This is a genomic window from Leucobacter sp. UT-8R-CII-1-4 (genome assembly GCF_030010235.1).
Lineage (GTDB): Bacteria > Actinomycetota > Actinomycetes > Actinomycetales > Microbacteriaceae > Leucobacter.
On sequence record NZ_JASCRS010000001.1, the window covers coordinates 384,919 to 409,437 of the forward strand.

The 24,519-nt window shown below is 59.4% G+C and carries 21 protein-coding genes and 1 riboswitch; of the genes, 7 read left to right on the forward strand and 14 right to left on the reverse strand.

The window, feature by feature from the left end; translation table 11 throughout:
- Positions 1-23 precede the first annotated feature (23 nt).
- From QBL02_RS01705 to QBL02_RS01715, 3 genes are all read right to left on the reverse strand, one after another.
- Positions 24-1,220: an acyl-CoA dehydrogenase family protein gene (locus tag QBL02_RS01705; RefSeq protein ID WP_282724621.1), complete on the reverse strand. Its 1,197-nt coding sequence runs from the start codon at positions 1,218-1,220 to the stop codon at positions 24-26.
- A complete protein-coding gene (locus QBL02_RS01710; RefSeq protein ID WP_349238625.1) occupies positions 1,217-2,368 on the reverse strand; it encodes a CoA transferase in 1,152 nt (383 codons plus the stop codon). The genes QBL02_RS01705 and QBL02_RS01710 overlap by 4 nt, the downstream gene beginning before the upstream one ends.
- A 130-nt stretch (positions 2,369-2,498) precedes the next feature.
- Positions 2,499-3,398: a LysR substrate-binding domain-containing protein gene (locus QBL02_RS01715; protein ID WP_282724623.1), complete on the reverse strand. Its 900-nt coding sequence runs from the start codon at positions 3,396-3,398 to the stop codon at positions 2,499-2,501.
- 55 nt (positions 3,399-3,453) lie between these two features.
- Here QBL02_RS01715 and QBL02_RS01720 point away from each other — a divergent pair, with 55 nt between their 5' ends.
- The 3 genes from QBL02_RS01720 to QBL02_RS01730 all read left to right on the forward strand — a co-directional run bounded on the left by QBL02_RS01720 (position 3,454) and on the right by QBL02_RS01730 (position 6,524).
- Entirely contained in the window at positions 3,454-4,281 is an 828-nt protein-coding gene (locus QBL02_RS01720) for an inositol monophosphatase family protein (RefSeq protein WP_282724624.1), read from the forward strand.
- Between the two features lie 85 nt (positions 4,282-4,366).
- Positions 4,367-5,929, forward strand: coding sequence for an Ada metal-binding domain-containing protein (locus QBL02_RS01725; protein WP_282724625.1), 1,563 nt, complete (start codon positions 4,367-4,369; stop codon positions 5,927-5,929).
- Positions 5,930-5,960: 31 nt separating this feature from the next.
- A complete protein-coding gene (locus QBL02_RS01730) occupies positions 5,961-6,524 on the forward strand; it encodes a methylated-DNA--[protein]-cysteine S-methyltransferase (RefSeq protein WP_282724626.1) in 564 nt (187 codons plus the stop codon).
- Positions 6,525-6,617: 93 nt separating this feature from the next.
- On the opposite strand, the gene trmB is transcribed toward QBL02_RS01730, so the two are convergent.
- On the reverse strand, positions 6,618-7,370 hold the full coding sequence (gene trmB / locus QBL02_RS01735) for a tRNA (guanosine(46)-N7)-methyltransferase TrmB (protein WP_282724627.1): 753 nt from the start codon (positions 7,368-7,370) through the stop codon (positions 6,618-6,620).
- Positions 7,371-7,587: 217 nt separating this feature from the next.
- Here trmB and aroQ point away from each other — a divergent pair, with 217 nt between their 5' ends.
- Entirely contained in the window at positions 7,588-8,031 is a 444-nt protein-coding gene (aroQ, locus tag QBL02_RS01740) for a type II 3-dehydroquinate dehydratase (protein WP_282724628.1), read from the forward strand.
- An 84-nt stretch (positions 8,032-8,115) separates the two neighbouring features.
- Here the strand turns inward: aroQ and QBL02_RS01745 are convergent, their stop codons facing one another.
- Positions 8,116-8,979 (reverse strand): CPBP family intramembrane glutamic endopeptidase, encoded by an 864-nt coding sequence (locus tag QBL02_RS01745; protein WP_282724629.1) that lies wholly within the window; start codon positions 8,977-8,979, stop codon positions 8,116-8,118.
- 82 nt (positions 8,980-9,061) lie between these two features.
- Here QBL02_RS01745 and QBL02_RS01750 point away from each other — a divergent pair, with 82 nt between their 5' ends.
- The gene (locus QBL02_RS01750; RefSeq protein WP_282724630.1) at positions 9,062-11,434 is read left to right on the forward strand and encodes an excinuclease ABC subunit UvrA; all 2,373 of its coding nucleotides are present in this window, start codon (positions 9,062-9,064) and stop codon (positions 11,432-11,434) included.
- A 6-nt stretch (positions 11,435-11,440) separates the two neighbouring features.
- Here QBL02_RS01750 and QBL02_RS01755 read toward each other — a convergent pair whose 3' ends face one another.
- Complete coding sequence (locus tag QBL02_RS01755) at positions 11,441-12,502, reverse strand: TIGR00730 family Rossman fold protein (protein WP_282724631.1); 1,062 nt, start codon at positions 12,500-12,502, stop codon at positions 11,441-11,443.
- Between the two features lie 90 nt (positions 12,503-12,592).
- On the opposite strand from QBL02_RS01755, the gene QBL02_RS01760 reads away from it, so the two are divergent.
- The gene (locus tag QBL02_RS01760) at positions 12,593-13,432 is read left to right on the forward strand and encodes a M15 family metallopeptidase (protein ID WP_282724632.1); all 840 of its coding nucleotides are present in this window, start codon (positions 12,593-12,595) and stop codon (positions 13,430-13,432) included.
- A 93-nt stretch (positions 13,433-13,525) separates the two neighbouring features.
- Here QBL02_RS01760 and QBL02_RS01765 read toward each other — a convergent pair whose 3' ends face one another.
- From QBL02_RS01765 to QBL02_RS01790, 6 genes are all read right to left on the reverse strand, one after another.
- Entirely contained in the window at positions 13,526-14,857 is a 1,332-nt protein-coding gene (locus QBL02_RS01765) for a site-2 protease family protein (RefSeq protein ID WP_282724633.1), read from the reverse strand.
- 73 nt (positions 14,858-14,930) lie between these two features.
- The gene (locus tag QBL02_RS01770; RefSeq protein ID WP_282724634.1) at positions 14,931-16,391 is read right to left on the reverse strand and encodes an L-serine ammonia-lyase; all 1,461 of its coding nucleotides are present in this window, start codon (positions 16,389-16,391) and stop codon (positions 14,931-14,933) included.
- Positions 16,392-16,519: 128 nt separating this feature from the next.
- The gene (gene gcvH / locus QBL02_RS01775; RefSeq protein WP_282724635.1) at positions 16,520-16,900 is read right to left on the reverse strand and encodes a glycine cleavage system protein GcvH; all 381 of its coding nucleotides are present in this window, start codon (positions 16,898-16,900) and stop codon (positions 16,520-16,522) included.
- 85 nt (positions 16,901-16,985) lie between these two features.
- Positions 16,986-18,098: a glycine cleavage system aminomethyltransferase GcvT gene (gene gcvT, locus QBL02_RS01780; RefSeq protein WP_282724636.1), complete on the reverse strand. Its 1,113-nt coding sequence runs from the start codon at positions 18,096-18,098 to the stop codon at positions 16,986-16,988.
- The gene (gene gcvP, locus QBL02_RS01785) at positions 18,095-20,989 is read right to left on the reverse strand and encodes an aminomethyl-transferring glycine dehydrogenase (protein ID WP_282724637.1); all 2,895 of its coding nucleotides are present in this window, start codon (positions 20,987-20,989) and stop codon (positions 18,095-18,097) included. Before gcvP ends, gcvT begins: the two co-directional genes overlap by 4 nt.
- A gap of 141 nt (positions 20,990-21,130) precedes the next feature.
- A riboswitch (glycine riboswitch) is annotated at positions 21,131-21,222 on the reverse strand.
- A gap of 168 nt (positions 21,223-21,390) precedes the next feature.
- Positions 21,391-22,371, reverse strand: coding sequence for an FKBP-type peptidyl-prolyl cis-trans isomerase (locus QBL02_RS01790; RefSeq protein WP_282724638.1), 981 nt, complete (start codon positions 22,369-22,371; stop codon positions 21,391-21,393).
- A 128-nt stretch (positions 22,372-22,499) separates the two neighbouring features.
- On the opposite strand from QBL02_RS01790, the gene QBL02_RS01795 reads away from it, so the two are divergent.
- Positions 22,500-23,147: a lysophospholipid acyltransferase family protein gene (locus QBL02_RS01795; RefSeq protein ID WP_282724639.1), complete on the forward strand. Its 648-nt coding sequence runs from the start codon at positions 22,500-22,502 to the stop codon at positions 23,145-23,147.
- Here QBL02_RS01795 and QBL02_RS01800 read toward each other — a convergent pair.
- On the reverse strand, positions 23,144-23,647 hold the full coding sequence (locus QBL02_RS01800; RefSeq protein ID WP_282724640.1) for a hypothetical protein: 504 nt from the start codon (positions 23,645-23,647) through the stop codon (positions 23,144-23,146). The genes QBL02_RS01795 and QBL02_RS01800 overlap by 4 nt on opposite strands.
- Before the next feature lie 33 nt (positions 23,648-23,680).
- Positions 23,681-24,505 (reverse strand): 16S rRNA (cytidine(1402)-2'-O)-methyltransferase, encoded by an 825-nt coding sequence (gene rsmI, locus QBL02_RS01805; RefSeq protein ID WP_282724641.1) that lies wholly within the window; start codon positions 24,503-24,505, stop codon positions 23,681-23,683.
- Positions 24,506-24,519: the final 14 nt, after the last annotated feature.

The window sequence follows — 24,519 nt, forward strand, 5'->3', positions numbered from 1 at the left end:
GGGTTGCAACTTCTATCGCCGGTTTAGCGGAATGCCGATTCGCCGGTGAGGACCTGGCCGAGCACGAGGGTGTGCATTTCGACGGTGCCCTCGTAGGTCAGTACCGATTCCAGGTTGTTCTGGTGGCGAATCACTGGGTACTCAAGCGAGATACCGTTGGCGCCGAGGATCGTGCGCGCAGTGCGGCAGATCTCAATAGCTTCGCGCACGTTGTTCAGCTTGCCGATGCTGACCTGTTCTGGGCGCAGAGTGTTGGCGTCCTTGCGACGTCCGAGGTGCATCGCGAGCAGGTAACCCTTGGTGTACTCGAGTGACATGTCAGCGAGCTTCTGCTGGGTGAGCTGGAAGCCACCGATTGGCTTGCCGAACTGCACGCGGTCCATCGAGTAGCGACGCGCGGCTTCGAGGCTTGAACGAGCCGCACCGAGCGCACCCCAGACGATGCCGAAGCGTGCTTCGTTCAGGCATGAGAGTGGGCCTTTGAGTCCGCGAGCTTCTGGCAGCATTGCCGATTCTGGCAGGCGAACACCGTCGAGCACGAGCTCACCGGTCGCTGATGCGCGCAGTGACAGTTTGTGCTTGATCTCTGGTGCTGAGAAGCCTGGCGTGTTGGTTGGCACTACGAAGCCGCGAATGCCCTCGTCGGTCTGTGCCCAAACAACTGCAACGTCTGCGTATGGCGCGTTCGAGATCCACATCTTGCGGCCGTCCAGAATCCAGTCAGATCCGTCGCGACGAGCGCGGGTCTGCATGCTGCCTGGATCCGATCCAACGTCAGGCTCAGTCAGACCGAAGCAGCCGATAGCTTCGCCCGCGGCCATGCGAGGCAGCCATTCGTTCTTCTGGTCTTCCGAACCCCAGCGCCAGATCGCGAACATTGCGAGCGAGCCCTGCACCGAAACGAGCGAGCGCAGACCGGAGTCGGTCGCTTCGATTTCGAGGCAAGCGATGCCGTATTCGGTGGCGCTCATGCCCGCGCAACCGTAGCCTTCGAGGTGCATACCGAGCACTCCGAGCGAGCCGAGTTCCTTGGTCAGTTCGCGAATGTTTGGAATCTCACCATTCTCGAACCACTCAGCAATGTATGGCTCAGCAATGCTGTCGAGGGTCTGACGAACAGCGCCACGAATGGCCTTTTCGTCTTCGGTGAGCAGATCGTCGAGACCAGCCGGATCGGTGGGGTCGAGGGCCGGCAGCTTGGTCGGATCGAAGTGGCTCATTGTTCCTCCTGTTGAAGCCATTCACGCACACCCTGGCTGTGTTCGCCAAGGCTTGGTGGTGCCTGATATCGAGTGATTGGTGTGTCTGAGTAAGTAATTGGGTTGCGCACCTGCGCCGGTCGCCCTTCGCCCACTTCAACGAGTGGCTCAAGGCCCAGTTCAGTTGCGAGGGCAAATCCGTCTGCGATGCTGCCAACGTTACCCGCGGGTACGCCAACCGCAAGCAGTTGTTTCACCCAAGAGGTGGCGGTGTCTTTTGCTAGCAATTCACCGAGCGCCGAAACGAGGGCTGGGCGGTGCTGTACGCGGGCAGAGTTGGTCGCGAATCGTTCATCGTCGGCGAGGCTCTCGTTGCCGAGCACAATCGCAAGTTTTCTAAACTGACCGTCATTGCCGCAGGCGATCGCGAACGGCTCGTCTGCCGCTGGCAGCAGTTCGTAAGGCGCAATGGAGGGGTGCGCGTTGCCGAGTCGTCCCGGCGCATTGCCCGTTGAGAGGTAGCTTGAGGCCTGGTTCACGAGCGAGGCGAGCAGGCTTGAGAGCAGGTTGACTTCAACGTGCTGACCTTTGCCGGTGCTGTTGCGGGCGTGCAGCGCCGCAAGAATACCGACTGTTGCGTCTTTGCCGGTGAGCACATCAACGAGCGCAACACCCGATTTCATCGGGGTGCCGCCGTCGGAGTCCGAGTCGCCGGTAATTGACATCAGCCCACCGACGGCTTGCACCAAAAAGTCGTAGCCTGGCAGGTGCGCGCCGCCGCCACTGCCAAAGCCGCTAATGGAGCAGTACACCGCGCGCGGATTTGCCGCGTGCACACTCTCAAAGTCAAGTCCAAACTTCGCGAGTGCGCCCGGCCGGAAATTCTCCACAAACACATCGGCACGGGCAGCAAGCTCGCGAGCGAGCACCTGGTCGTCAGGATTGCTCAGATCCAGCGTGACGGACTCTTTGTTGCGGTTTGCGCTTTCAAAGTAGGCGGCACTATTGCTGGTCCATGGCGGACCCCACGAGCGGGTGTCATCGCCAGGCCCGGTACGTTCCACTTTCACCACTCGCGCGCCGAGATCGGCGAGCATCGTGGTGGCGTAGGGCCCCGCGAGCACGCGGCTGAAATCCGCTACGAGAATGCCGTCAAGTGGAAGAACCATGTGCATAAGTCTTGCGGGTTTCAATCATGATTGGAAGTACCAAACATGATCCTCAGCAATACCTTTTGGGTATTGCGTGTTTTTGACGCTGGATCAACAGGCACGCAAGCACGGCGCCGCTGTGCTACAGCTAGCCAGCCGACTGAGAGACATAACCCTCGGCAATTGAAATCAGTGCAGCAAGCGCGGGCGAGACATCATTGCGACGCCAGGCAAGACGCACCTCCACCTCGCCAAGCGTTGGCTCAATTGGCCGAAATGCCACCGAGTGCACCGGCACATTCTCGCGCACCCCAGAAAAAGTGAGAGCCACACCGATACCCGCATCAACCATCAACAGCTGAGTAGCCGAATCTGCCGCGGTCTCCACCACACGAGGATAAAACCTGCCGCGACCCGCAAGCTCCTGCAGACGACGCGAAAGAGTTGCTCCGCCGCCACCCGGCAATGTGATCCACGGCTCCCCCGCAAGATCCTCTGCCGAGAGCGCCGTCTTTTCGGTAAGGCGATGATTCACCGGAAGGGCAACAACAAGTTCTTCACGAGCAATCACTCGCGAATCAACCTCTGGCGGCAGCACATCCCACCGGCCAACAACCGCATCGAGCGAACCCGAAAGCATGCGCTCCAAGCCCGGGTGCGAAAGCAAGGAACCCTGCAGCGCAATCGCAAGATCTGGCCGCTCCTCACGCACCCGCCGAGCCAATTCGCCAACCACCGAATTGACCGAAGCACCAGAAAAACCTAGGCGAATCTGACCTGTCTCACCACGCTGCACGCGGCGCACGAGCTGCACCATACGCTCGGACTGCATCACGAGCTCACGTGCCGGTTCAACCAGCGCCTCACCCACCGGGGTAAGCGAAACCTTGCGCGGCGTCCGCACAAAAAGCTCGGCATCGAGTTCTTCTTCAATGCCTCGGATCATGCGACTCAGTGGAGGCTGCGCGATATGCAAACGAGCAGCAGCCCTGCCAAAGTGCAGTTCTTCCGCGACAGCAAGAAATGCACGCGCTTTGTTAACCTCCATAAGTTTGAGGGTAGACGATCTTTATTGCGCACGCGAAGCACGTAGGCTCGGAGCTATGACGCAGATCGATTCAGCCGAATTCCCAGCACTCGCCGAAATCGCAGCGAGTATCGCAAGCAGAGTAGGGCATACGATTCGCGAAATGCGCGCGCAAGGCGTCGAAATCGCGAACACCAAGTCGAGCCTGGCCGATGTAGTGACCGCCGCCGACGGCGAGGCCGAAAGATTGATCACCGCCGCACTGCGAAAAGCCCGGCCAAACGATGGCATTTTGGGCGAAGAAGGCGCCAGCGTCGAAGGCAGCACAGGTATCACCTGGGTGGTCGACCCGATCGATGGCACAGTGAACTACCTTTACGATCTGCCCGGTTACGCGGTGAGTATCGCAGCGACCGTCGAAGACGGTGCAGCCGGCACCATGTCCGACGGTCGTCGCGCCGTCGCCGGCGCAGTGTACGTGCCGACCCTCGACGAACTGTTTGAAGCCTCAGAAGGTGGTGGCGCTCGGCTAAACGGGCGCACCCTGCGCTTGCAAGAGTCCCCCGAACTTGCGCTGTCACTCATCGCCACAGGCTTTGGCTACACTGCAGAGCGCCGCGCAGAACAAGCAGAGATCTTGCGCCATGTGCTGCCGCAAGTGCGAGATATTCGCCGGCTCGGAGCGGCAGCAGCAGACCTCTGCAATCTCGCAGCCGGTCGAATCGATGCGTATTACGAACGCGGCCTACAGCCTTGGGACTATGCCGCCGGAGTACTCATTGCCCGCGAGTCAGGCGCAACAATTCTCGGCCGTGACGAAAACACGCTGCCCGGCGAAGCCCTGCTGATCGCTGGCCCACGCACTCTGGCAACTGACTTGCGCAAAGCGATCCACCTCGCCTAATTGGGCTCTTCCGGGATACTGGCCTAGCCACCGCAATGTCCGAAAACCGCGTGCGCGTGCGGCTCGGCTGCGTCAAAATTAAGGCATGACCAGCCAGATCCCACACCCGGCACAACTGCCGCTCGACTTCGACGCCTGCTATCGCGCGATCTCTGGCAGAGACACCCGCTGGGATGGCCGCGTCTACCTGGGCGTCACCAGCACCGGAATCTACTGCCGCCCCTCCTGCCCAGCACGCAAACCCGCAGCTGCGAACTGCCGATTCTTCGCAAGCGCCGCTGCCTGCGTTGCCGCCGGATTCCGAGCATGCAAACGCTGCCGCCCCGAAGCCATGCCAGGCACCCGAGACTGGGACATACGAGAAGACCTAGCCGCCAGAGCAGTACGCCGAATTCGAGACGGTGCGATCGACTCGGCCGGGGTCGGCGGCCTCGCCCACGAACTCGCCGTGAGCGAGCGCCACCTACACCGTGTGCTCGTCGACGAAGTTGGGGCGAGCCCGCTGCAATTGGCAAGATCAAGACGCGCACACGCAGCCCGCACGCTCATCGAGCAGACAACCCTGCCACTTTCAGACATCGCCTTTGCCGCAGGTTTTGGCAGCCTACGTCAGTTTGGCGACACCATGCGCGAAGAATTCGGAGTAACCCCCTCAGCCCTACCAAGACACGCTGACAAGACGGCTAAGGAAAGCACCCAAGGCGGATCACTCTCCCCCACCGGCGGACCGAGCTCAGACGAACGCCCATCGCTCACCCTGCAATTACGCACCCGTGCACCATTTGATGTGGCCGGTATTCGCGCATTCTTAAGCGCACACGCGATCCCGGGTCGCGACCAGATCAGCGGCACGCACAGCGCTCACGCCGTCGATGTGCCAGGCGGCACCGCCGTAGCGCGCATCGACTGGTCGGCCACCCACGAACACCGAGGCCACGTGCTGATTCCGCTGCAACTGGCCCTACCAGGATTGAGCGACACCATGCCTGCGATCGCCTCGATCAGACGCATGCTCGACCTAGATGCCGATCCAACGCAAATCTCAGAAACCCTGGGAAACGACCCGCTGCTCGCACAGATGATCGCAGCCAGACCGGGGCTGCGCCTGCCCGGCACCAGAAACCCGCAAGAATTTGCGCTCGGCACCGTACTTGGACAGCAGGTATCGCTCGCCGCGGCACGCACCCTGCAGGGCCGGCTTGCATCGCTATTTGCCTCGGAAAACCCGGTTGCCGCAGAGGGTTTTGTCGCCGCACCCGATGTGCTCGCTGTCGCAAAGACCCCAATCGTCCAATTACGCGAAAAGATCGGGTTGACTGAGGCTCGGGCCAACACTCTGCGCGCGGTAGCAGCGGCACTTAGCGAGGGCCTCAATCTCGGGCACGGCGGCGACCGCGAACTGGCTCGCCGCGAACTGCTCGCAATACGCGGCATTGGACCGTGGAGTGTCGAACTCATCGCGATGCGCGCGCTCGGCGATCCAGACGCTTACCCAGCAGGAGACCTGATCCTAAAAAAGGCACTCGGTACGAAAACCGAACGCGAGACCACTCTCGCGGCAGAAGGCTGGCGACCCTATCGCGGCTACGCGACCCAGCATCTTTGGGCAGATTTTCTCGCGGCTCAAGCAGAGCGGCAAGCTCGCTAAATAGCTCACATCTCAGAAAGCAGTCACACTCATGACCACTCACAGCTCACCAGCACCGCTCAGCCGAGTCATCGTAGAAATCGTTGGATCGCCCTTCCACGCGCTAGTAGATCCCACAGACGGGGCGATCCTCGCTGCCGGCTTCGAAACCCCGGGCGACCCCGAAGCAGCCTCGCTCCTAACCAGACTCGCGAAACTCGACCCAGTGACGGCAGCCCGCGGGGTAAATGATCAGCCGCTAGAAAGCGGTGCGACTGCTGAAGCGCTACGCGCCTACGCTGCTGGTGACACAGCCGCAATCGATCATCTGCCCGTGCGACAGCCAGGCCCACCGTTTCGCAACGAAGTGTGGCAGACGTTGCGCCTCGTCGAGCCGGGCAAAGCAGTCACCTATTCGGTGCTCGCCGAAATGGCTGGGCGTCCACGAGCTATTCGCGCCGCCGCGTCGGGCTGCGCCACCAACCTGGTCGCGTTGGTAGTGCCGTGCCACCGCATCGTGCGAAGCGACGGTGGTTTTGGCGGTTACCTATTCGGCACCGACATCAAGGAGAGGCTGCTCGCCCACGAGCATCGTTTCACTGACGCTCGGGAATAGCGGCTGTGCTGCTCGGTCACGAGCCAGCGGTTCAGAGCGGTGTCTACGCGCGACGGTACACGCAGCAGTTACGCGCGACGGTACACGCAGCAGTTACGCGCGGCGGTAGCTCAAATCGCGAATATCGCGACCCTTATTGATGCCCTTTTGTTCAAACGCCGTCAGCACCCGGCCCTCGAAACGCGGCGCCCAGTCACCCTCGAAATCGCGGCTGAAATCAGGCGCCGAATCGCAGACCTCGCGCATTTGCTCGGCATAGTCTTCCCAGTCGGTCGCGAGGCGCAGCACGCCGCCAGGACGTAATGCACGTGCCGCGATCTTCAAAAACTTCGGTGCAACAAGGCGGCGCTTCTTGTGACGCTCTTTCGCCCAGGGGTCTGGGAAAAACACCCAAAGTTCGTCAACCGAACCCTCTGGCAATGCCTGCTCGAGCACCTCCGGGGCGTTCGCCTCAACCATTTTGAGGTTGTCGGCCGCGGCCCACTCGGCACGAATCATGGTGCGCGCAAGCCCCGCCCGGAACACTTCGATCGCGAGAAAGTTGCGTTCAGGGTGAGCCTCGGCAGCGTGCACAATCGCGTGTCCCTGGCCCGAACCGACCTCAACGGTGAGTGGCGCGACGCGGCCAAACACCTCTGCCGGGTCGACTCGCACCTCATCGGCGACACTCGTCGCGGCATGTCCGCGCGGCAGCTCAAGCAAAAAGCGTGGGCCAAGGTCTTCCCAGGCACGATCTTGTGAAGGTGTCATGCGTCCGCTTCGGCGTACGAATGAAACCGGGTGGTCGCGGAAGGTGCGGGGGTCTGAACTCTTGTCTGGGAGCGGCTGGGCGGGCATTTCAGGCATCTACTAAGCCTAAGCGATCTGCGAGCCCTCGGGTTCCGCTAGGTGCTCCGTCTGTGTGTGCCGCCTACGTGCTCCATTTGTGCGAGCCGCCTGCGTGCCCCGCGGGCGCGAGTGGATACCTTGTCGCCGAGTGGATACGTCGTTCCGTGTTTCCAACTATCTATTTACGAACAAGGTATCCACTCAAGAAAGAGCTGTTGGCAGGTACGATTGCCTCATGACGCAACGCATGCTGCTGGTGAACGGGCCGAACCTCAACCTTCTCGGCACGCGCGAGCCTGCCACCTACGGCACCGACACCCTCGAAGACGTCATCGATCTGGTGCAGAGCACCGCCGCTGACTTCGGCTTCGAGGTGCGAGCGGTACAGTCCAACCACGAGGGAGTGCTGATCGACGCGATCCACGCCGCTCGCGAAGACTGCGCTGCAATCATCATCAATCCCGGCGCCTTCACACACACTTCGATCGCGTTGCGCGATGCGCTCACCGGGGTCGATCTGCCGGTCGCAGAGGTGCACCTGTCAAATGTGCATGCCCGCGAAGAGTTCCGCCACCACAGCTACATTTCTGCGGTTGCCGAGTGCGTCATTGTTGGGGCTGGGATTCAAGGGTATGAATTCGCTGTGCGCCGCCTCGCAAGATTGCTGCCGAAAAACTAGCTGCTCGGACCACGGGTTTTCAGCTCACGCGGTGGATCGCCCAGCGTCCAAATAGTTCATCGCCCCCGCGCATTGGCGCAGAGTTCATGGCGCAGTTGGGAAGATCTGAAACAGGGTCGGATTATGCGCGTGCACAAGCACCGCGAAGACCACCGCGTCAAAGAGCAGGTGCACTGTCACCACGTATCCGAGTGACTTGGTGCGCAAAAAGATCACACCCTGTACGAGCGCAAAAGGAATCGTCAGCAACGGCCCCCAAGCGCGATAGCCAAGCTCCCACAGGAACGAGACGAACACTACCGCCTGCAGAACATTCGCCAGCCAGGCCGGAAAATGCCGCAGCAGCACAGCGAAAACGGTGCAGATGAAGAAGAGCTCGTCCCAAATGCCCACCGCGCCAACACCGACAAACAACCTGACGATCAGTTCTGGGCTGTCTACCACGGGCCAGTTTTGGTACACCCCTGAGCCGATGAAATAGAACGGCAAGATCAGCCAGCCAAGCACGAGCACGGCCGCGAGCCACCCCCAATGGAGTTTGCCCCAGCGCTGCCCGGCGCGCCACGGAAAACCGGTTGCGCGATCCTGGTAGATAAATCTAGACACCAGATAGGGCACGAGGACCGCCCCGCCAAGCGCCAGGGTGAACTTCAGCATGGCAATATTGCCGAGTTCGGCTGCAAGCGAGATGGTGCGCACTATCAGCAAGCCAATCGCGATCAGCGAAAGGTCGCGCAGCAGCGATGGCGCTCCCCTGCCGAGAAAGCGCCGGTTGGGGTCGCAACCACCGCGGTCTGCTTTGTAGGCTGCGGCCATTCCGAGGGTCAGCAAGACAAAACCAGAGACCAGGTCTTCGAACACAAAAAACGCGGGAGCAGCGAGCACGGTGAGGCTTGCGGCGATGGTGTGCCACGGCTTGACGCTGAGGCGAAGTGCGGTCGTGCCCATGAGTTAAGGCTATCGGCGCAGGCTTGGTGCCGGCCAGATTTGGACGTATCCAAATGTCGGTGGCTCGCAGTACTCTTTTTGCATGCCAGCACACACTCACCCAGCAGACTCGCACGATCGCATTCGCGTCTCTGGCGCTCGCGAGAACAACCTCAAGAACGTCAGTGTCGAGATCCCAAAGCGAAGGCTTACCGCGTTTACGGGTGTGTCTGGCTCCGGAAAGAGCTCGCTTGTGTTCGGCACCATCGCTGCCGAATCGCAGCGACTCATCAACGAGACCTACAGCGCATTTGTGCAGGGTTTCATGCCCTCGCAATCACGACCGGATGTCGACGTGCTTGAGGGCCTCACTACCGCCATCACAGTTGACCAGGAGCGCATGGGCGCCAACCCCCGCTCAACTGTTGGCACCGCAACCGACGTAAACGCCATGCTGCGCATTCTTTATTCGCGCCTTGGCTCGCCGCAGATTGGCTCGCCAAATGCGTTCTCATTTAATGTCGCCTCGGTGAGCGGGGCCGGCGCTGTCACCATCGAAAAAGGCGGCAGGCAAGTAAAAGAACGGCGAAGCTTCGAGATTCTTGGCGGCATGTGCGCACGTTGCGAGGGGCGCGGATCGGTCAGCGACTTTGACTTCGACGAACTTTATGATGCAGACAAGTCACTGCGCGAGGGCGCGCTTAAGGTTCCCGGTTACAGCATGGAGGGTTGGTGGGGCCGCATCTTCGATGATCTTTTTGACATGGACAAAAAGATCCGCGACTACAGCAAACGCGAGCTCGACAACCTGCTTTACAAAGAGCCAACAAAAGTCAAAGTAGAGGGTGTCAATCTCACCTATGAGGGTTTGATCCCGCGAATTCAAAAATCGATGCTCTCGAAAGATCGGGAAGCAATGCAATCGCACATTCGCGCGTTTGTTGATCGCGCGATCGTGTTTCACACCTGCCCCGACTGTGCGGGCACCCGACTCAATGAAACAGCACGCTCATCAAAGATCGGCGAGCTTTCGATCGCCGATGTGTGCGCCATGCAGATTTCCGATGTGGCCGAGTGGGTGAACACAATCAGTGATTCCGGAATGGCACCACTGATCACAAAGCTCTCCGACACCCTCGAATCCTTTGTACAGATCGGGCTCGGTTATCTCTCGCTCGATCGTCCAACCGGCACGCTTTCGGGAGGTGAGTCACAGCGCACCAAGATGATTCGTCACCTGGGTTCACCTATTACCGACGCGACCTATGTGTTTGATGAACCGTCAATTGGGTTGCACCCGCACGATATTCAGCGCATGAATCAACTATTGCTCAAGCTGCGCGACAAGGGCAACACGGTGCTTGTTGTCGAACACAAACCAGAGATGATCGCAATTGCAGATCACGTTATTGACCTCGGCCCCGCTGCCGGCACAAAGGGTGGCGAAATCTGCTTTGAAGGCACAGTCGAAGAGTTGCGTGCTGCCGATACCCTCACTGGGCGCCATCTCGACGATCGGGCACAGCTCAAAACCGAGGTGCGCGAATCCACCGGTGCGATCGAAGTGCGCGGGGCAACACTGCACAACCTCGACAGCGTTGATGTTGACCTTCCACTCGGCGTGCTCTGCGTCATCACCGGCGTCGCGGGCTCAGGCAAGAGTTCACTGATTCACGGCTACGTTGCCAAGCGCGACGGCGTCGTTGCAGTGGACCAGGGTGCGATCAAGGGTTCGCGTCGTTCAAACCCGGCCACCTACACTGGTCTGCTCGATCCCGTGCGCACCGCGTTCGCGAAAGCGAATGGGGTGAAACCTGCGCTATTTAGCGCAAACTCAGAGGGAGCTTGCCCTGAGTGCAAGGGCGCTGGCGTGATCTACACCGACCTCGGCATGATGGCAACAATGGAGAGCATCTGCGAGGTCTGCGAGGGAAAGCGCTTCGACGCGGCTGTGCTTGAGTACAAACTGGGCGACAAAAACATTGCCGAGGTGCTCGACCTCTCTATGGCTGAAGCGAAAGAGTTCTTCTCCGGCGCCAACGATGTGGCAACCAAGGTGCCCAAGGCCGCCAAAATTCTTGAGCGTCTCGTAGATGTTGGCCTTGGCTACCTGACGCTGGGCCAGCCGCTCTCAACCCTTTCTGGTGGCGAACGACAAAGACTCAAGCTTGCGATTCACATGATTGAAGACGCTGAAGTATACGTGCTCGACGAGCCAACCACCGGCCTGCATCTTGCTGACGTCGAGAATCTACTGGCGCTGCTCGATCGACTGGTTGACGCTGGCAAGAGCGTGCTTGTGATCGAGCATCATCAGGCGGTCATGGCGCATGCCGACTGGATCGTAGACATTGGCCCCGGCGCTGGCCAGCAAGGCGGAAAGGTGGTCTTTGAAGGAACACCGAGCGCACTGATCGCAGATGGCAGCACACTCACCGGGCAGCACCTCGCAGACTATGTGGGTGAGGGCAAATAGCCGGGATCAGTCGGCGATCGGTGGGCTTTTTTCTGCTGGAGCTGAAGGCAATTCGTTCAGAGCACGAATCACGCGGAAAAGTTCGCCAGTTGCACGCCGCTTCGGGGTGAACACAATGCGCGGTAGTTCCAGGCGATCCTGATCAGCAATTTCCTCACGGTAAGGCTCGCAGCGCGAAATACTTCCGCTTTCAAGCAGATGAGCAAATTGCTCGTTCAACTGCGCTATTTCGCCGTCACTCGGCTCCGCGGTGAGGCGCAGCACGACTTCGTCGCCGATCCAACGTAGCGAATCGTAGTTGCGCCAAAAACCAGTAATCTCGGCCGCAGCTTCGGTCACGGACTCGGTAATCAGCACACGATCAAGGTCACCCTTGCTGATCATGCCGCCAAATTCTAGGTGTTCACTCACAAAACGCTCAAAGCCGCGCCAGAAGGTGCCGTCTGGTCGGTCAAGCAGCACAATCGGCACCGGCACCATCTTGCCGGTCTGCTGCAGCGTGAGCAGTTCAAAGACCTCATCCATCGTGCCGTAACCACCAGGCAGACAGATGAATCCCTGAGACTCTTTGACAAGCATCAACTTTCGAGTGAAGAAGTACTTCATCGAAACGAGACGGTCGTTGCCCGCGATCTCATGATTCGGTTGCTCTTCGAACGGCAACACAATCGAGACGCCAAGAGAACGTTCTGCACCTGCGCCCTGAGTTGCGGCATCCATAATGCCGGGGCCCGCTCCCGTGACCACGATCCAGCCCTGCTCGGCAAGATCGCGAGAAACGTCATGCGCTTGCGAGTACAGCGGATCCTCGATTTTTGTGCGGGCAGAACCGAAAATGGTGACCTTCGGCACATGAGCGAACGGGGCAAACAACCGAAATGCAGCACGCATCTCTTCGAGAGCTGCCGCTGAAATCTTCAGATTCAGTCGACTCGTTTCATCAAGTCCAAGGCCAAGACCCGAATCGACAATGCGTGAAACAAGATTTCGTTGTTTGGTAACACCCGTTTCGCTCAACAGGGCGGCAACGGCTTCTCGGTGAGCGGCGGTGTCTTTTGGATCATGCACACTTCAAGACTAGACCGCGAGGCTCAAGCTCTGCCGAGTGTGTTGATTCACTTCGAACGGCACACATACTGACGTGGCAAAATGGTGTCAATGAGCGAGCAAGAAGTATTTCCGGGAAGACGCGAGAACCGCGCAATCCGTGATCGCAAACGCAAACGCAAGATCACCATCGGGGTGGCTGCGGGAGTGATTGTGGCATTGCTCGGCGGTGGAGCGACAGTATGGGCAGTTTCGAATCAACCTGCCCCAGAAATCGCTCCCGCGAAACCCAAACCCAAACCAACACCGACCCCAGAACCGACCCCAACACCCGAACCGGTGATTGAGCCGGCTCCCCCGGTGTACGACGTCGATACTCCTTCTTCGATCTCGGTGGTAGTGAACAAGCAGCGCTCACTCAATCCCATCGACTGGGCACCCGATGATTTGGTGACCCCCGAGGGCATCCCTAATGTGTGGGGCCACCCGCTGCGGGCTGAGGCATCGGCTGCGCTGCAGCAGATGTATCAAGCGGCAAGCGATGCTGGAGTGCCGTTCACCATCACAAGCGGATACCGTGACTACTGGCTGCAGAAAGACATTTACGATGGTCTCGTAGCGCAAGGTGGCGTCGAATTCGCCGACCAAGATACTGCTCGGCCAAGTCATTCTGAGCATCAAACTGGGCTCGCGGTTGATCTTTTTGGAGCCGAAGGCTGCCAACTATCGGCCTGCTTCGGCGAGACCGCGACAGGCATCTGGTTGCGCGACAACGCCTACCAGTTTGGCTACATTCTGCGATACCACGATGGCGAGCAGGCAATTGTGGGCTACACGTACGAGCCTTGGCATTTTCGATACGTTGGTGTTGAGATTGCAACCGCCATGCACGACCAAGACGAATTGAATCTTGAGACGTTCCTGGGGTTGCCTCCTGCGCCAACGAACTAGGCGGGTTCGCTTCGCTCAGATCAGCACCACGGCACTCGGCGGCCACCTAGTTGGCCATTCGGCGGCCGACTTAACCGCAGGGCGGCCGACTAGCTAACCAAAGAGCGAGACTGGCTTCACAATGTCTGCGTACACCAGCAGCAGACTCATCGAGCCCAAGATGATAACCACGGCAAAGGTGATCGGTACCATTTTGGCTGTGTCTACCGGGCCCGGATCCTTCTTACCAAAGAGCTTGAACAGGCGACGCTTAATACCCTCATAAATCGCGCCCGCAACGTGCCCGCCATCAAGTGGCATCAGTGGCACGAGGTTGAAGACAAAAAGCGCAACATTCAAAGAGCCAAGAAGCGACAAGATCATCTGCGCCCGAGCAGTGATGGGCGCCTCATCCATACTGACAATCTCACCAGCGAGGCGGCCCACCCCGACGACACCGATAGGCCCGTTCGGGTCACGTTCTTCGGTGCCGAATGCGGCTTGCCAAATGTCGACCATTCGCTGGGGCAATCCGATAATTACCTGGGCCACCTGCGCAATGTTGTTGCCGACAAACGCCGGAACCTCACTGATTGGCTGCTGCACGATCTCAGAAGTCGGGTTCACTCCGATCATGCCAACTGTCACCGTTGTTGGCTCACCATTGTCGTCGAGCACCTGCTCGCCCTTTTCATCGACAACCCAGCGTTCAGTAGCTACCGGAGTAACAGTGGTGCGATCAGTGCTGCCGTCGCGCTCATAACTCACAGTGAGGGCCTTGTCAGGCGAGGCACTCACCAAATCGCGAATCTGCTCCCACGAGGTGATTTCGGTGTTATTCACAGTGAGAATCCGGTCACCAGGCTGCAGTCCAGCTGCCGCGGCAGGCGCAGCCTGATCTTCGGTGGTGCACTCTTGCGTGGTGCTGGAAGCCGTTTTCACACACTGGCTGACGTAGCCGAGAGTTGTGCTGTACTGAGGCAAGCCGATTCCGGTGAGCACAATGCCAAAAAAGACGAAAGCGAGCACCAAGTTCATGAACGGGCCACCGATCATGATGATGATCTTTTTCCAGACCGGCAAGCGGTAGAAGGTTCGGTGATCCTCATCATCATCGATAGTTTCAGCCGAAGCCTCGCGCGCGTCTTGCACCATGCTGTCGAAAAAACCAGTGCTTGCATCTCGAGCCTTTTCGCCCGGGTGGGCAGGAGGGAACATGCCCGTCATAGCGATGTAGCCACCGAGCGGAATCATCTTCACGCCGTACTCGGTCTCGCCCTTGCGTCTTGACCAAATCGTCTTACCGAAGCCGATCATGTATTGCGTGACCTTCACACCAAACAGCTTTGCTGGCACAAGATGGCCAACTTCGTGCAGGCCAATGGACACGGCAAGCCCGATCAACACAATCAGGATGCCCAGTGCGTACAGCAATACTTCAGTCACCAGGACAGGCTACTTTGATTCGCTGCAAGGCACGCTGAATGAAGACTGCCGAAGTGCTGAATGAGCAAAACGCTCAGCACTCGATCACGTTGACGGCGAGACCGCCAAGAGCGGTCTCCTTGTACTTTTCGTTCATATCGCGCCCGGTTTCGCGCATCGTAATAATGACTTCATCGAGGCTGACATGATGTGATCCATCGCCCATCAAAGCCATTTTGGCAGCGTTAATCGCTTTCGAAGAGGCGATTGCGTTGCGCTCAATGCACGGGATCTGTACGAGCCCGCCGATTGGATCGCAGGTGAGACCGAGGTTGTGCTCCATCGCGATTTCTGCGGCATTCTCGACCTGCTCGGGAGTGCCACCGAGCACCTGCGCGAGCCCCGCCGCTGCCATTGAAGACGCCGACCCGACCTCGCCCTGACAGCCGACCTCGGCGCCAGAAATGGAAGCTTGCTCTTTATAGAGCACACCAATTGCCGCGGCCGCGAGCAGAAAGTCGGCGATAACTCGCTGCTTCTCGTTCTCGTTCCAGTCCCCGGCACCCGGCAGATAGTGCAGTGCATAAAACAGCACAGCGGGGATAACGCCTGCCGCACCGTTTGTTGGCGCGGTGACGACACGACCACCGGAAGCATTTTCTTCGTTCACCGCGAGAGCAACAAGGTTGACCCACTCTTGCCAGTACACGGGATCTCGCGCCGGATCGCGTTCGCTCAACCGCCGATGCCATTCGGGGGCGCGCCTGCGCACATTCAGACCGCCCGGCAATACACCGGTGCGTTCGAGTGCCGCATTTTTGCAGCTTTCCATTACCGACCAGATATGGCCAAGGCCGGCACGCACCTCGTCTTCGCTGCGAGTGACAAGCTCGTTTGCGAGCATGATGTCGGCAATGCTCTTGCCGGTGTTTGTGCTGTGCGCGAGAAGTTCGGCGCCAGTTCGAAATGGGTAGGGCTTTTCAGCGATGCTGCTCTCAAGGCGGTCGAGCACAGCTTCTTCAGCACCCTCGCGGATAATGAAGCCTCCACCAACCGAGAAGTACAGTTCCTCGTCGATGGTGCTGCCGTCTGCGGCGAGCGCAGCAAAACGCATTCCGTTCGTGTGCCGCGGTAGCACAGTGAGCGGATGCAGAATCATTTGCTCAACGCTGTAGTGAATGCTCGGTCGCGGTGGCAGTGCTGACACGGTGGGCACCGACGGCAACGTGGACGAAAGCGCAGCGGGCAGCTTTGCGCCGAGCTGAAGCACCCCGGTCGAGGTGATGCGATCCAGCGCCGAATCAACTTCGCTCGGTAGCACTGTGTGCGGTTCATACCCCTCAAGCCCGAGCAACACCGCAGTGAAGGTTCCGTGCCCGCGCCCGGTTGCCGCCAGCGAGCCGTAGAGGTCAACCCGAAGGCCAGCTACTTTGGCGAGTTCTCCCCGGTGTTCGAGCGCGGCAACAAAGGAGTGCGCCGCACGCATGGGGCCTACCGTGTGCGAGCTTGAGGGCCCGATGCCCACGGTGAAAAGGTCAAACACACTGATCGCCATGGCAGCTCACCCTTTCTTGCGTGTCTCTTCGTTGAGGCTAGGGCCCAACGGATTGCTCGTGCCTGTTCGCCCGACTGTCTTCTCAGGCTGGAGTTTGTAGCTACGCACGAACTCCAGCCCGCAACAACCTAGGCGACAGTAGCGTCGTTTGCGGTTGCGTATTCTTCGGCGCTGAGCAGGGGGCCTTCTTCGCTCACAGCTACCTTGAACAGCCAGCCAGCGGCGTAGGGCTCTGCGTTCACGAGGCCTGGCTCTGCGACCACTGCTTCGTTCACCTCAACCACTTCACCGCTCACGGGCGCGTAAAGGTCGCTGACCGATTTGGTCGATTCGATCTCGCCGCATACCTCTCCAGCTGTCAGGGTTGCGCCCACCTGTGGCAGGTCAACGTAGACGACTTCGCCGAGCGCGTCCGCGGCAACTTCGCTGACACCAACGGTCACTGGGTTGCCTTCACGCACCCACTCGTGCTCTGCCGAATAACGCAGGCCTTGCTGTACATTGCTCATTTTGTGCTTCTTTCTGCTCTTACGTTTGGTAATTACTTTTTTCGTTGGATCGCGGTCATCCAGCACTGGGCGACACCACGTGGCGTTACTTTTCGCGGCGGTAAAACGGCAGTGCAACCACTGTGAACGCTTCGGGCTTGCCACGAAGATCTACTTCGACGGCAGTTCCCGGTTCGGCAAAGGCCGGCTCGACATACGCCAGTGCGATGGGGTGCCCAAGCGTTGGGCTTGGCTGGCCGCTCGTGATTTCGCCGATCTTCGCATTGCCAGCCTGTACGGTGTAGCCCGCACGGCCTGCCCGTCGGCCTGTCGAGGTGAGCCCGACAAGCACTCGTTTATTGCCATTCGTTTTCGCGGCTTCAAGTGCTTCGCGGCCCACAAAGTTCTCAGTCTTTTTGAACGAGACAACTGGGCCAAGGCCCGCTTCAAAGGGGTTGGTCTCTAGCCCGAGTTCATTGCCGTAGAGCGGCATTCCTGCTTCAAGCCGCAGTGAGTCGCGTGCGGCGAGCCCCGCGGGAATCAATCCGTGCTCTGCGCCAAGATTCAGGGTGTGCTGCCAGATGTTCTCAGCGTTCTCATTTGGCAGATAGAGTTCGAACCCGTCTTCGCCGGTGTAACCGGTGCGAGCAAGGAGCACGTCAACACCGTTCACGGTCACTGCTGTCCAGGCGTAGTAGGCCAGATCGTTTACCGCCTCGCGCTCCCCCGGCGCGACCAGCTTGGCCACAATCTCGGCTGAGGCTGGTCCCTGAACGGCGATCAGCGAGGTTTCGGCTGAGGCATCGATCACCTCGACGGCAAAAGCCGTCGAACGTTCGGCGAGTGCGGTAGCAACAGCCGATACATTGCCAGCGTTTGGCACGACCAGATACCTGCTCTCGGCAATGCGGTACACGATCAGGTCGTCGATGATGCCACCGTCGGTATTGCAAAGCAGAGAGTACTTTGCCTTGCCGACCGCGACGATGGCAAGATTGCCCACGAGCGCTGTGTTCAAAAAGCTCGCTGCTTCTGGACCCGAAACCCAGATTTCACCCATGTGTGAGAGGTCAAAGAGACCTGCTGCTTCGCGAACTGCCCGATGTTCGGCGAGTTCGCTGCCATAGCGCAGGGGCATATCCCAGCCACCGAAATCGGTAAACGAGGCGCCGAGCGCCGCGTGGGCTTCGTGCAGTGCGGTGTGTTTTGGCGTGGTCACAGTGCTGCTCCTTCGCTAGCTGCGGTGTCAAATGCTTCGATCGGCGGGCAGGCGCAGACCAGGTTGCGGTCGCCGAAGGCTCCGTCGATGCGAGATACGGGTGGAAAATACTTGTCAACGCGCAGGCGGTCAACGGGGAAAGCTCCGCGCTCTCGCGAGTACGCGCGCTCCCAGCTATCTGAAACCAGCACAGCGGCCGGGTGCGGTGCGTTTCGCAGCGGAGAGTCTTCGATCGAAAAATCTCCATCGACCACGGCATCAATCTCGCCGCGAATCGTGATCATAGCTTCAATGAATCGCTCAATTTCACTGAGGTCTTCGCTCTCGGTTGGCTCAACCATGAGTGTGCCGGCAACCGGGAATGCCAGTGTTGGCGCGTGGAAACCAAAATCAATGAGACGCTTTGCCACGTCTTCTGCCGTCACACCCGAGGCAGCGGTCAGTTCGCGCAGATCAAGAATGCACTCGTGCGCAACGAGGCCCTCGTTGCCGGTGAAGAGCACTGGGAAGTGCTCGCCAAGTCGCGAAGCAATGTAGTTCGCGCTGAGCAGTGCAGTTTCGGTAGCACGGGTGAGACCCGCCCCACCCATCATCGCAACATAGGCATATGAAATCGGCAAGACACCCGCAGAGCCGAAGAGGGTGGCTACAACCGGTACTCCGTCGGCAATGGTAATTTCGCCCGAGTTCTGCAGGGGGTTACCCGGCAGGTATGGTTCAAGGTGCGCGGCCACGGCGACCGGGCCGACGCCGGGGCCACCGCCGCCGTGCGGAATGGCGAAGGTTTTGTGCAGGTTCAGGTGCGAAACATCGCCGCCAAACTCACCAGGCTTCGCAACGCCGACGAGCGCGTTCATGTTCGCTCCGTCGATGTACACCTGGCCGCCAGCCTCGTGCACCAGATCACAGACTTCGCGCACGTCTGCATCGTAAACACCATAGGTTGATGGGTAGGTGATCATGATCGCCGAAAGCGCATCGCGATGCGATTCGACCTTTGCGCGCAGATCGCTCATATCGATGTGACCGGTTTCGGTGTTCGCGACCACAACGACTCGCATACCGGCGAGCACGGCGGAAGCGGCGTTCGTGCCATGCGCCGAAGCTGGAATCAGGCAGATGTCTCGCTGCGCTTCGCCCCGCGCAAGGTGATATTTGCGAATTGCGAGCAGGCCAGCATATTCGCCCTGCGATCCAGCGTTTGGTTGCAGTGAAATCGCTGAATACCCGGTGATCTCAACGAGCCATGACTCGAGCGATGCAATCAGCTCTCGCCAACCAATGCTCTGCTCGGCTGGCACATAAGGGTGAATCCCCGCGAACTCTGGCCACGAAATCGATTCCATTTCTGCGGTCGAGTTGAGCTTCATGGTGCATGAGCCAAGTGGAATCATGGTGCGATCGAGCGCGAGATCGCGGTCAGCGAGGCGGCGAAGGTAGCGCAGCATCTGGGTTTCGCTGCGTACCGTATGGAAAATCGGGTGCGTCAGGTAGTCACTTTCGCGCACGAGTGCCGCATTAAAGTTGAGGCGCTGGATCGCGTTTGCCGCGGCGGCGACCTCAGTTGACGGCACACCAAACGCGCTTGCGACCGCTGCAACATCAGCGTCGGTCGTGGTCTCGTCGCATGAGACGCCCACAGTGTCGGCGTCAACGAGACGCAGGTTCACGCCTGCTGCCTCAGCCGCCGCGACGACCTCGGCTGCGCGAGCCGGAACATCCGCCCAAATTGTGTCGAAGAATGACTCACTCGCGAGCGCGATGTCAGCATTCTTGAGTGCAGCCGCAAGAGTGCTCGCCTTGGCGTGTGTACGCTCGGCAATTGCCCGCAGCCCCTCAGGGCCGTGGTAGACCGCGTACATCGAAGCAGTGATCGCGAGCAGCGCCTGCGCAGTGCAGATATTGCTTGTGGCCTTCTCACGGCGAATGTGCTGCTCGCGGGTCTGTAAAGCGAGTCGGTAGGCCGGCTGACCCTGCTGATCTTTCGAGACACCCACCAAACGACCCGGCATTGATCGCTCAAGCCCAGCACGCACGGCGAGATAGGCCGCGTGTGGCCCGCCGAAGAACAGTGGCACGCCAAATCGCTGCGTGTTGCCAATTGCAACATCTGCGCCCTGTTCACCGGGAGGAGTGATCAGGGTGAGCGAGAGGAGGTCGGCGATAACGGCAACCATCGCTCCGCGATCTTTCGCTTCACTAATCACAGCACTGTGGTCGGTGACTGCGCCGTTGTTCCCCGGCTGCTGCAACACGATGCCGTTAATGTCGCCCTCGGGCAAGCCGTTCGTGAGGTCGACGACTTCAACCTCGAAACCGAGTGCTTCGGCACGCCCACGAATCACTGCGACGGTTTGCGGGAAGATGTTCGCGTCGAGCACCGTGCGTCCGTCAGCGTTGGCGCGATTTGCGCGGCGCATCAGCAGCACCGCTTCGGCCGCCGCCGAACTCTCATCGAGCATCGAAGCGTTCGCGACGGGAAGCCCGGTCAGGTCAGAGACCATTGTTTGGAAGTTCAGAAGTGCTTCAAGCCGCCCCTGCGAAATCTCTGGTTGGTACGGCGTGTACGCGGTGTACCAAGCGGGGCTTTCGAGCACATTGCGACGAATTACCGGCGGAGTATGCGTGCCGTAAAACCCCTGACCGATCATCTGGGTACGCACTGTGTTTTTGGCGGCGAGCGCGCGCAGATCGGCAAGGATCTGTTCTTCGCTTCGGGCCGCAGGCAACTGAAGCTCGCTCTTGCTACGAATGTCTGCAGGTACTGCCGTGTCTACGAGCGCACTCAGGCTCGCATAACCGAGCTCTTTGAGCATGTGCTCGCGGTCTGCCGCTGAGGCGATACCGATGTGACGGTCTTCGAATGATGAATAGCTGCCGCTGTGGTTCACGAGGATCTCCGTATTGGTGTCGCATGCGCGACAGGAACTGGGATCCTCCCCGCTCTGTACCGTGACCTGAGAGATTCAGACGCGTGGAGCGTCTTTGCACCGTCGGTGAGCACGGGTGAACGTGCTGCTTTCCAGAGTTGCCTCGCCACTGCGGTACGGGGGCCTGAGAGATTCCCGGGGAGGGATTGCTCCTACGGCGCCGGGTGTGACCCGGACTCTCCCGCAGTGGGTAAAGCGGCCGATATTTGACTGTTCGCTCAGCCTAGCAGGCTTCTCCGCCGTTCGATGGTTCACTTCTTTCGGCAGCCCGGCAGCCCGGCAGCCCTGAGAATGCCAGCCACACCGGGGGAACGCAAAGGGCCGGTCGCGAACACTCGTGACCGGCCCTTTGCGTATTTAAACTACTTCGCGCGCGTTGTCGCAAGAATGTCGAGCACAAAGACCATGACGTCGTCAGGTTCGTGACCCATTGCCTGCAGCTGGCTCGCGCCGTAGCCACCGTCTTCAGCAGGAACTATCGAAATCACCTGCGAGCCGACCGTCTGACCAACGAGGGCCTTCGAGAATCCACCGATCACACCGTCAGTCGTGAAATCAATCGGGGTTCCGCGTGACCAGCTCGAATCGAAATCTTGACCGGTGCGCCAGATGACACCACGGTAGTTCACGTAGACCCGATCGCCCTCTTGAACTTTCTCGCCCTCGCCCTTGATCAGGGTTTCGACGGTGAGCTTGTCTGGAGCCGCAACACCCTCGGGAATCGTGATGGTTGGCTCACCATTTGCTGCGAGCTCAACAGTCGGGAGACCAGCGACTGGTTTTTGTGCCTCACCCTCGGCCTTCTTGAGCATGTTTTCTGGCATGCCAGGCTCAACCGAGATCAGGTCGAACACGATAACCAGCGTTTCTTCTGGCTTGAGCTTGTACTGATCGGCGTTGTCGCCGAGCACGTCTGCGACCGGGGCTGCAGCAGCTACACGGTCACCAACTGAAGAGCAGGCAACGGCTTCTAGCGCCCAGGGCAGCATCTTCGTATCGCTCAGTTCGAGAACGGCTTGGTCGGAAGAGAGAAGTTCACCGCTTGTGCCGTTGAAAAGCGAGAGCTGCGCGTTGACCTTGTCGTCTTGCTTCAGCTGTGCTCCGTCGCCCTGGATCAGGCGAGAAACCTCAAGCTTGGCAGCCTTCTGCACTGGAGTCTTGGTGGTGAGCTTCAGATCGGCAGCACCAAGTTCACCTTCAAAGTCAAGCGACTTGCTGGTAGAACCAGCTGGCGCGCACTCAACGCCCTCAACAGCGCTGGTGTTGCCTGGAGAGCAGCTCGTGAGCAGGCCCGCAATTAGGGCGGCTGGCATCAGAGCAAGAAGTGCGCGAGAGCGTTTCACTGGTACCTCATTAGAGAATCAAAGTTTGACTGCGAGAAATCTCGCACAACGGCCTAGTCTTTCGTATTATTCCGAGCGATCCCTGTGTGTATAAATAGTCGGGACACCCTGCCGAGTAGAGTCTTTCCATGGCGATTCAGACTCGGGCAGCGAAGCCGGGGATCGTGTTCACGATTGGTCGAGCGGTGCTGCGCCCTCTGCTTTGGCTTCGATATCGGCCAAAGGTAAGCGGTGTTGAGCATGTGCCCCGTACCGGCGCCGTGCTCTTGGCGAGCAATCACCTGGCGAAAGCTGACACAATTCTGATTCCGTCCTTCTCACCACGAAAAGTACAGTTCTTGGCAAAGGCTGCCCTCTTTGAGACACCAATTGGCGGATGGTTCTTTCGGCACATTGGGGCTGTGCCAGTACACCGCGACATCGGTTCAGCTGCGCAAACGGCGCTGCAGGCCGGCGTAGCCGTTCTTGAGGCCGGGCAAGTCTTCGCGGTTTTTCCGGAGGGCAGCAGGTCTCTCGACGGGCGCCTGTATCGGGGCCACAGTGGAGCCGCGTACATGGCCCTCAAAACCGGGGCGACAGTCATACCGGTTGGCCTGATCAACAAAGCGAATGCCGCTGAAATCAAGTTCGGTGCACCGCTTGATTTCAGCGGCTTACAGGGGCTTCCCGGCGGCAAAGCGCGTACGATCGCGACAGAGCGAATCATGTCTGCAATTCAAGCGCTCACCGGGCAGGTTCGCACGGAAGAATACGCGGCAGGGAGCCGCGACAATTAGTTGCGCTTTTCGCCTTGTTCTACAACTACAAATCGTGCGAGGATCGCTCGCGCAGCCTGCACAGCGATCACAATGAGCAACACCATGGTGATCACATCAGCAGCAATATAGATGTAGTGCCACGGTGATTGCCCTGGATCGGCTCCGGCCAGCACCTGATCGGTGCGCGCGTTCAGCGGCGGACGAATCACGGTGATTTTCACGATAAACACTGCGGCGAGCGCAAGCACCCAGCTCAGACGCGCAGCGGCCAGACGCCGCACTCCTGGCAAGAATGCCAAGAGGAGTGTTGCGACTAGCAAGATGCCTTCCGCAACGTTGAGCGCGAAGAACACCAATCGGCCAATACCAAGCCCGAGTGGAATGGTGATCCCCGGTGCCTGAAATTTCAGCGGCGCCTCGATGAAGCTGATCGCGGCGACCATTCCAAACCAGAGAACTGGAATCACCAAGCGCCACAATTCGTGTTTCACGGCTGCCTGCTGCAAACTGCGCTGCACGGTTCGCTCCGATCTGTAGCTGTCTCGCTACGTCTACCTACGGTCTTTTGCGGCAAGTGCCGCAGAATATAGATCTTTCGCAGAAAGCCCTGTTGCTTCTGAAACGGCCCGGGTAGCATCTTTCATCCGTTCGCCACCGGCAACACGTTCGAGTACCTCGGCAAGTGCTGACTCTGGTGAGACAACGCTCTCTGGAGCGCCTGCGACAACGAGCACAATTTCACCCCGCACACCTTCGGCTGCCCAAGTTGCAAGCTCCGCAAGAGGGCCGCGTTTCACTTCTTCGTGCAATTTGGTGAGTTCGCGGCACACTGCCGCTGCGCGGTCTGGACCAAAGGCCTCAGCCAACGAGGCGAGAGAATCTGCGATGCGCGACGGCGCTTCAAAAAACACGAGGGTACGGCGCTCGGTGGCAAGATCTCGGAGAGTGCGGGCCCGATCCCCCGCCTTGCGCGGCAAAAAACCCTCGAACGTAAAACGATCTGTGGGGAGCCCCGCGACCGCGAGGGCGGTGATCACGGCGCTCGGGCCGGGGATCGCGCTCACTGTGACGCCGCGCTCTGCTGCGAGCTGCACGACCCGAAAGCCAGGGTCAGAAACAGTCGGCATTCCGGCGTCGCTCACCAGTAGAATTTCTTCAGTTTCGGCTCGCTGCACAATCATGTCGGCCCGGTCACGCTCATTGTGATCGTGCAGCGCAATCAGCTCGGGGCGAGCTTCGATATCAAGCAGACGCAACAATTGTGCGGTGTGCCTGGTGTCTTCTGCGGCAATAGCATCTGCGCTCGCGAGGGCCTCGCGCAATCGAGGCGATGCGTCGCCGAGGTTTCCGATGGGAGTCGCGGCAAGCCAAAGCATGACTCAATGCTATG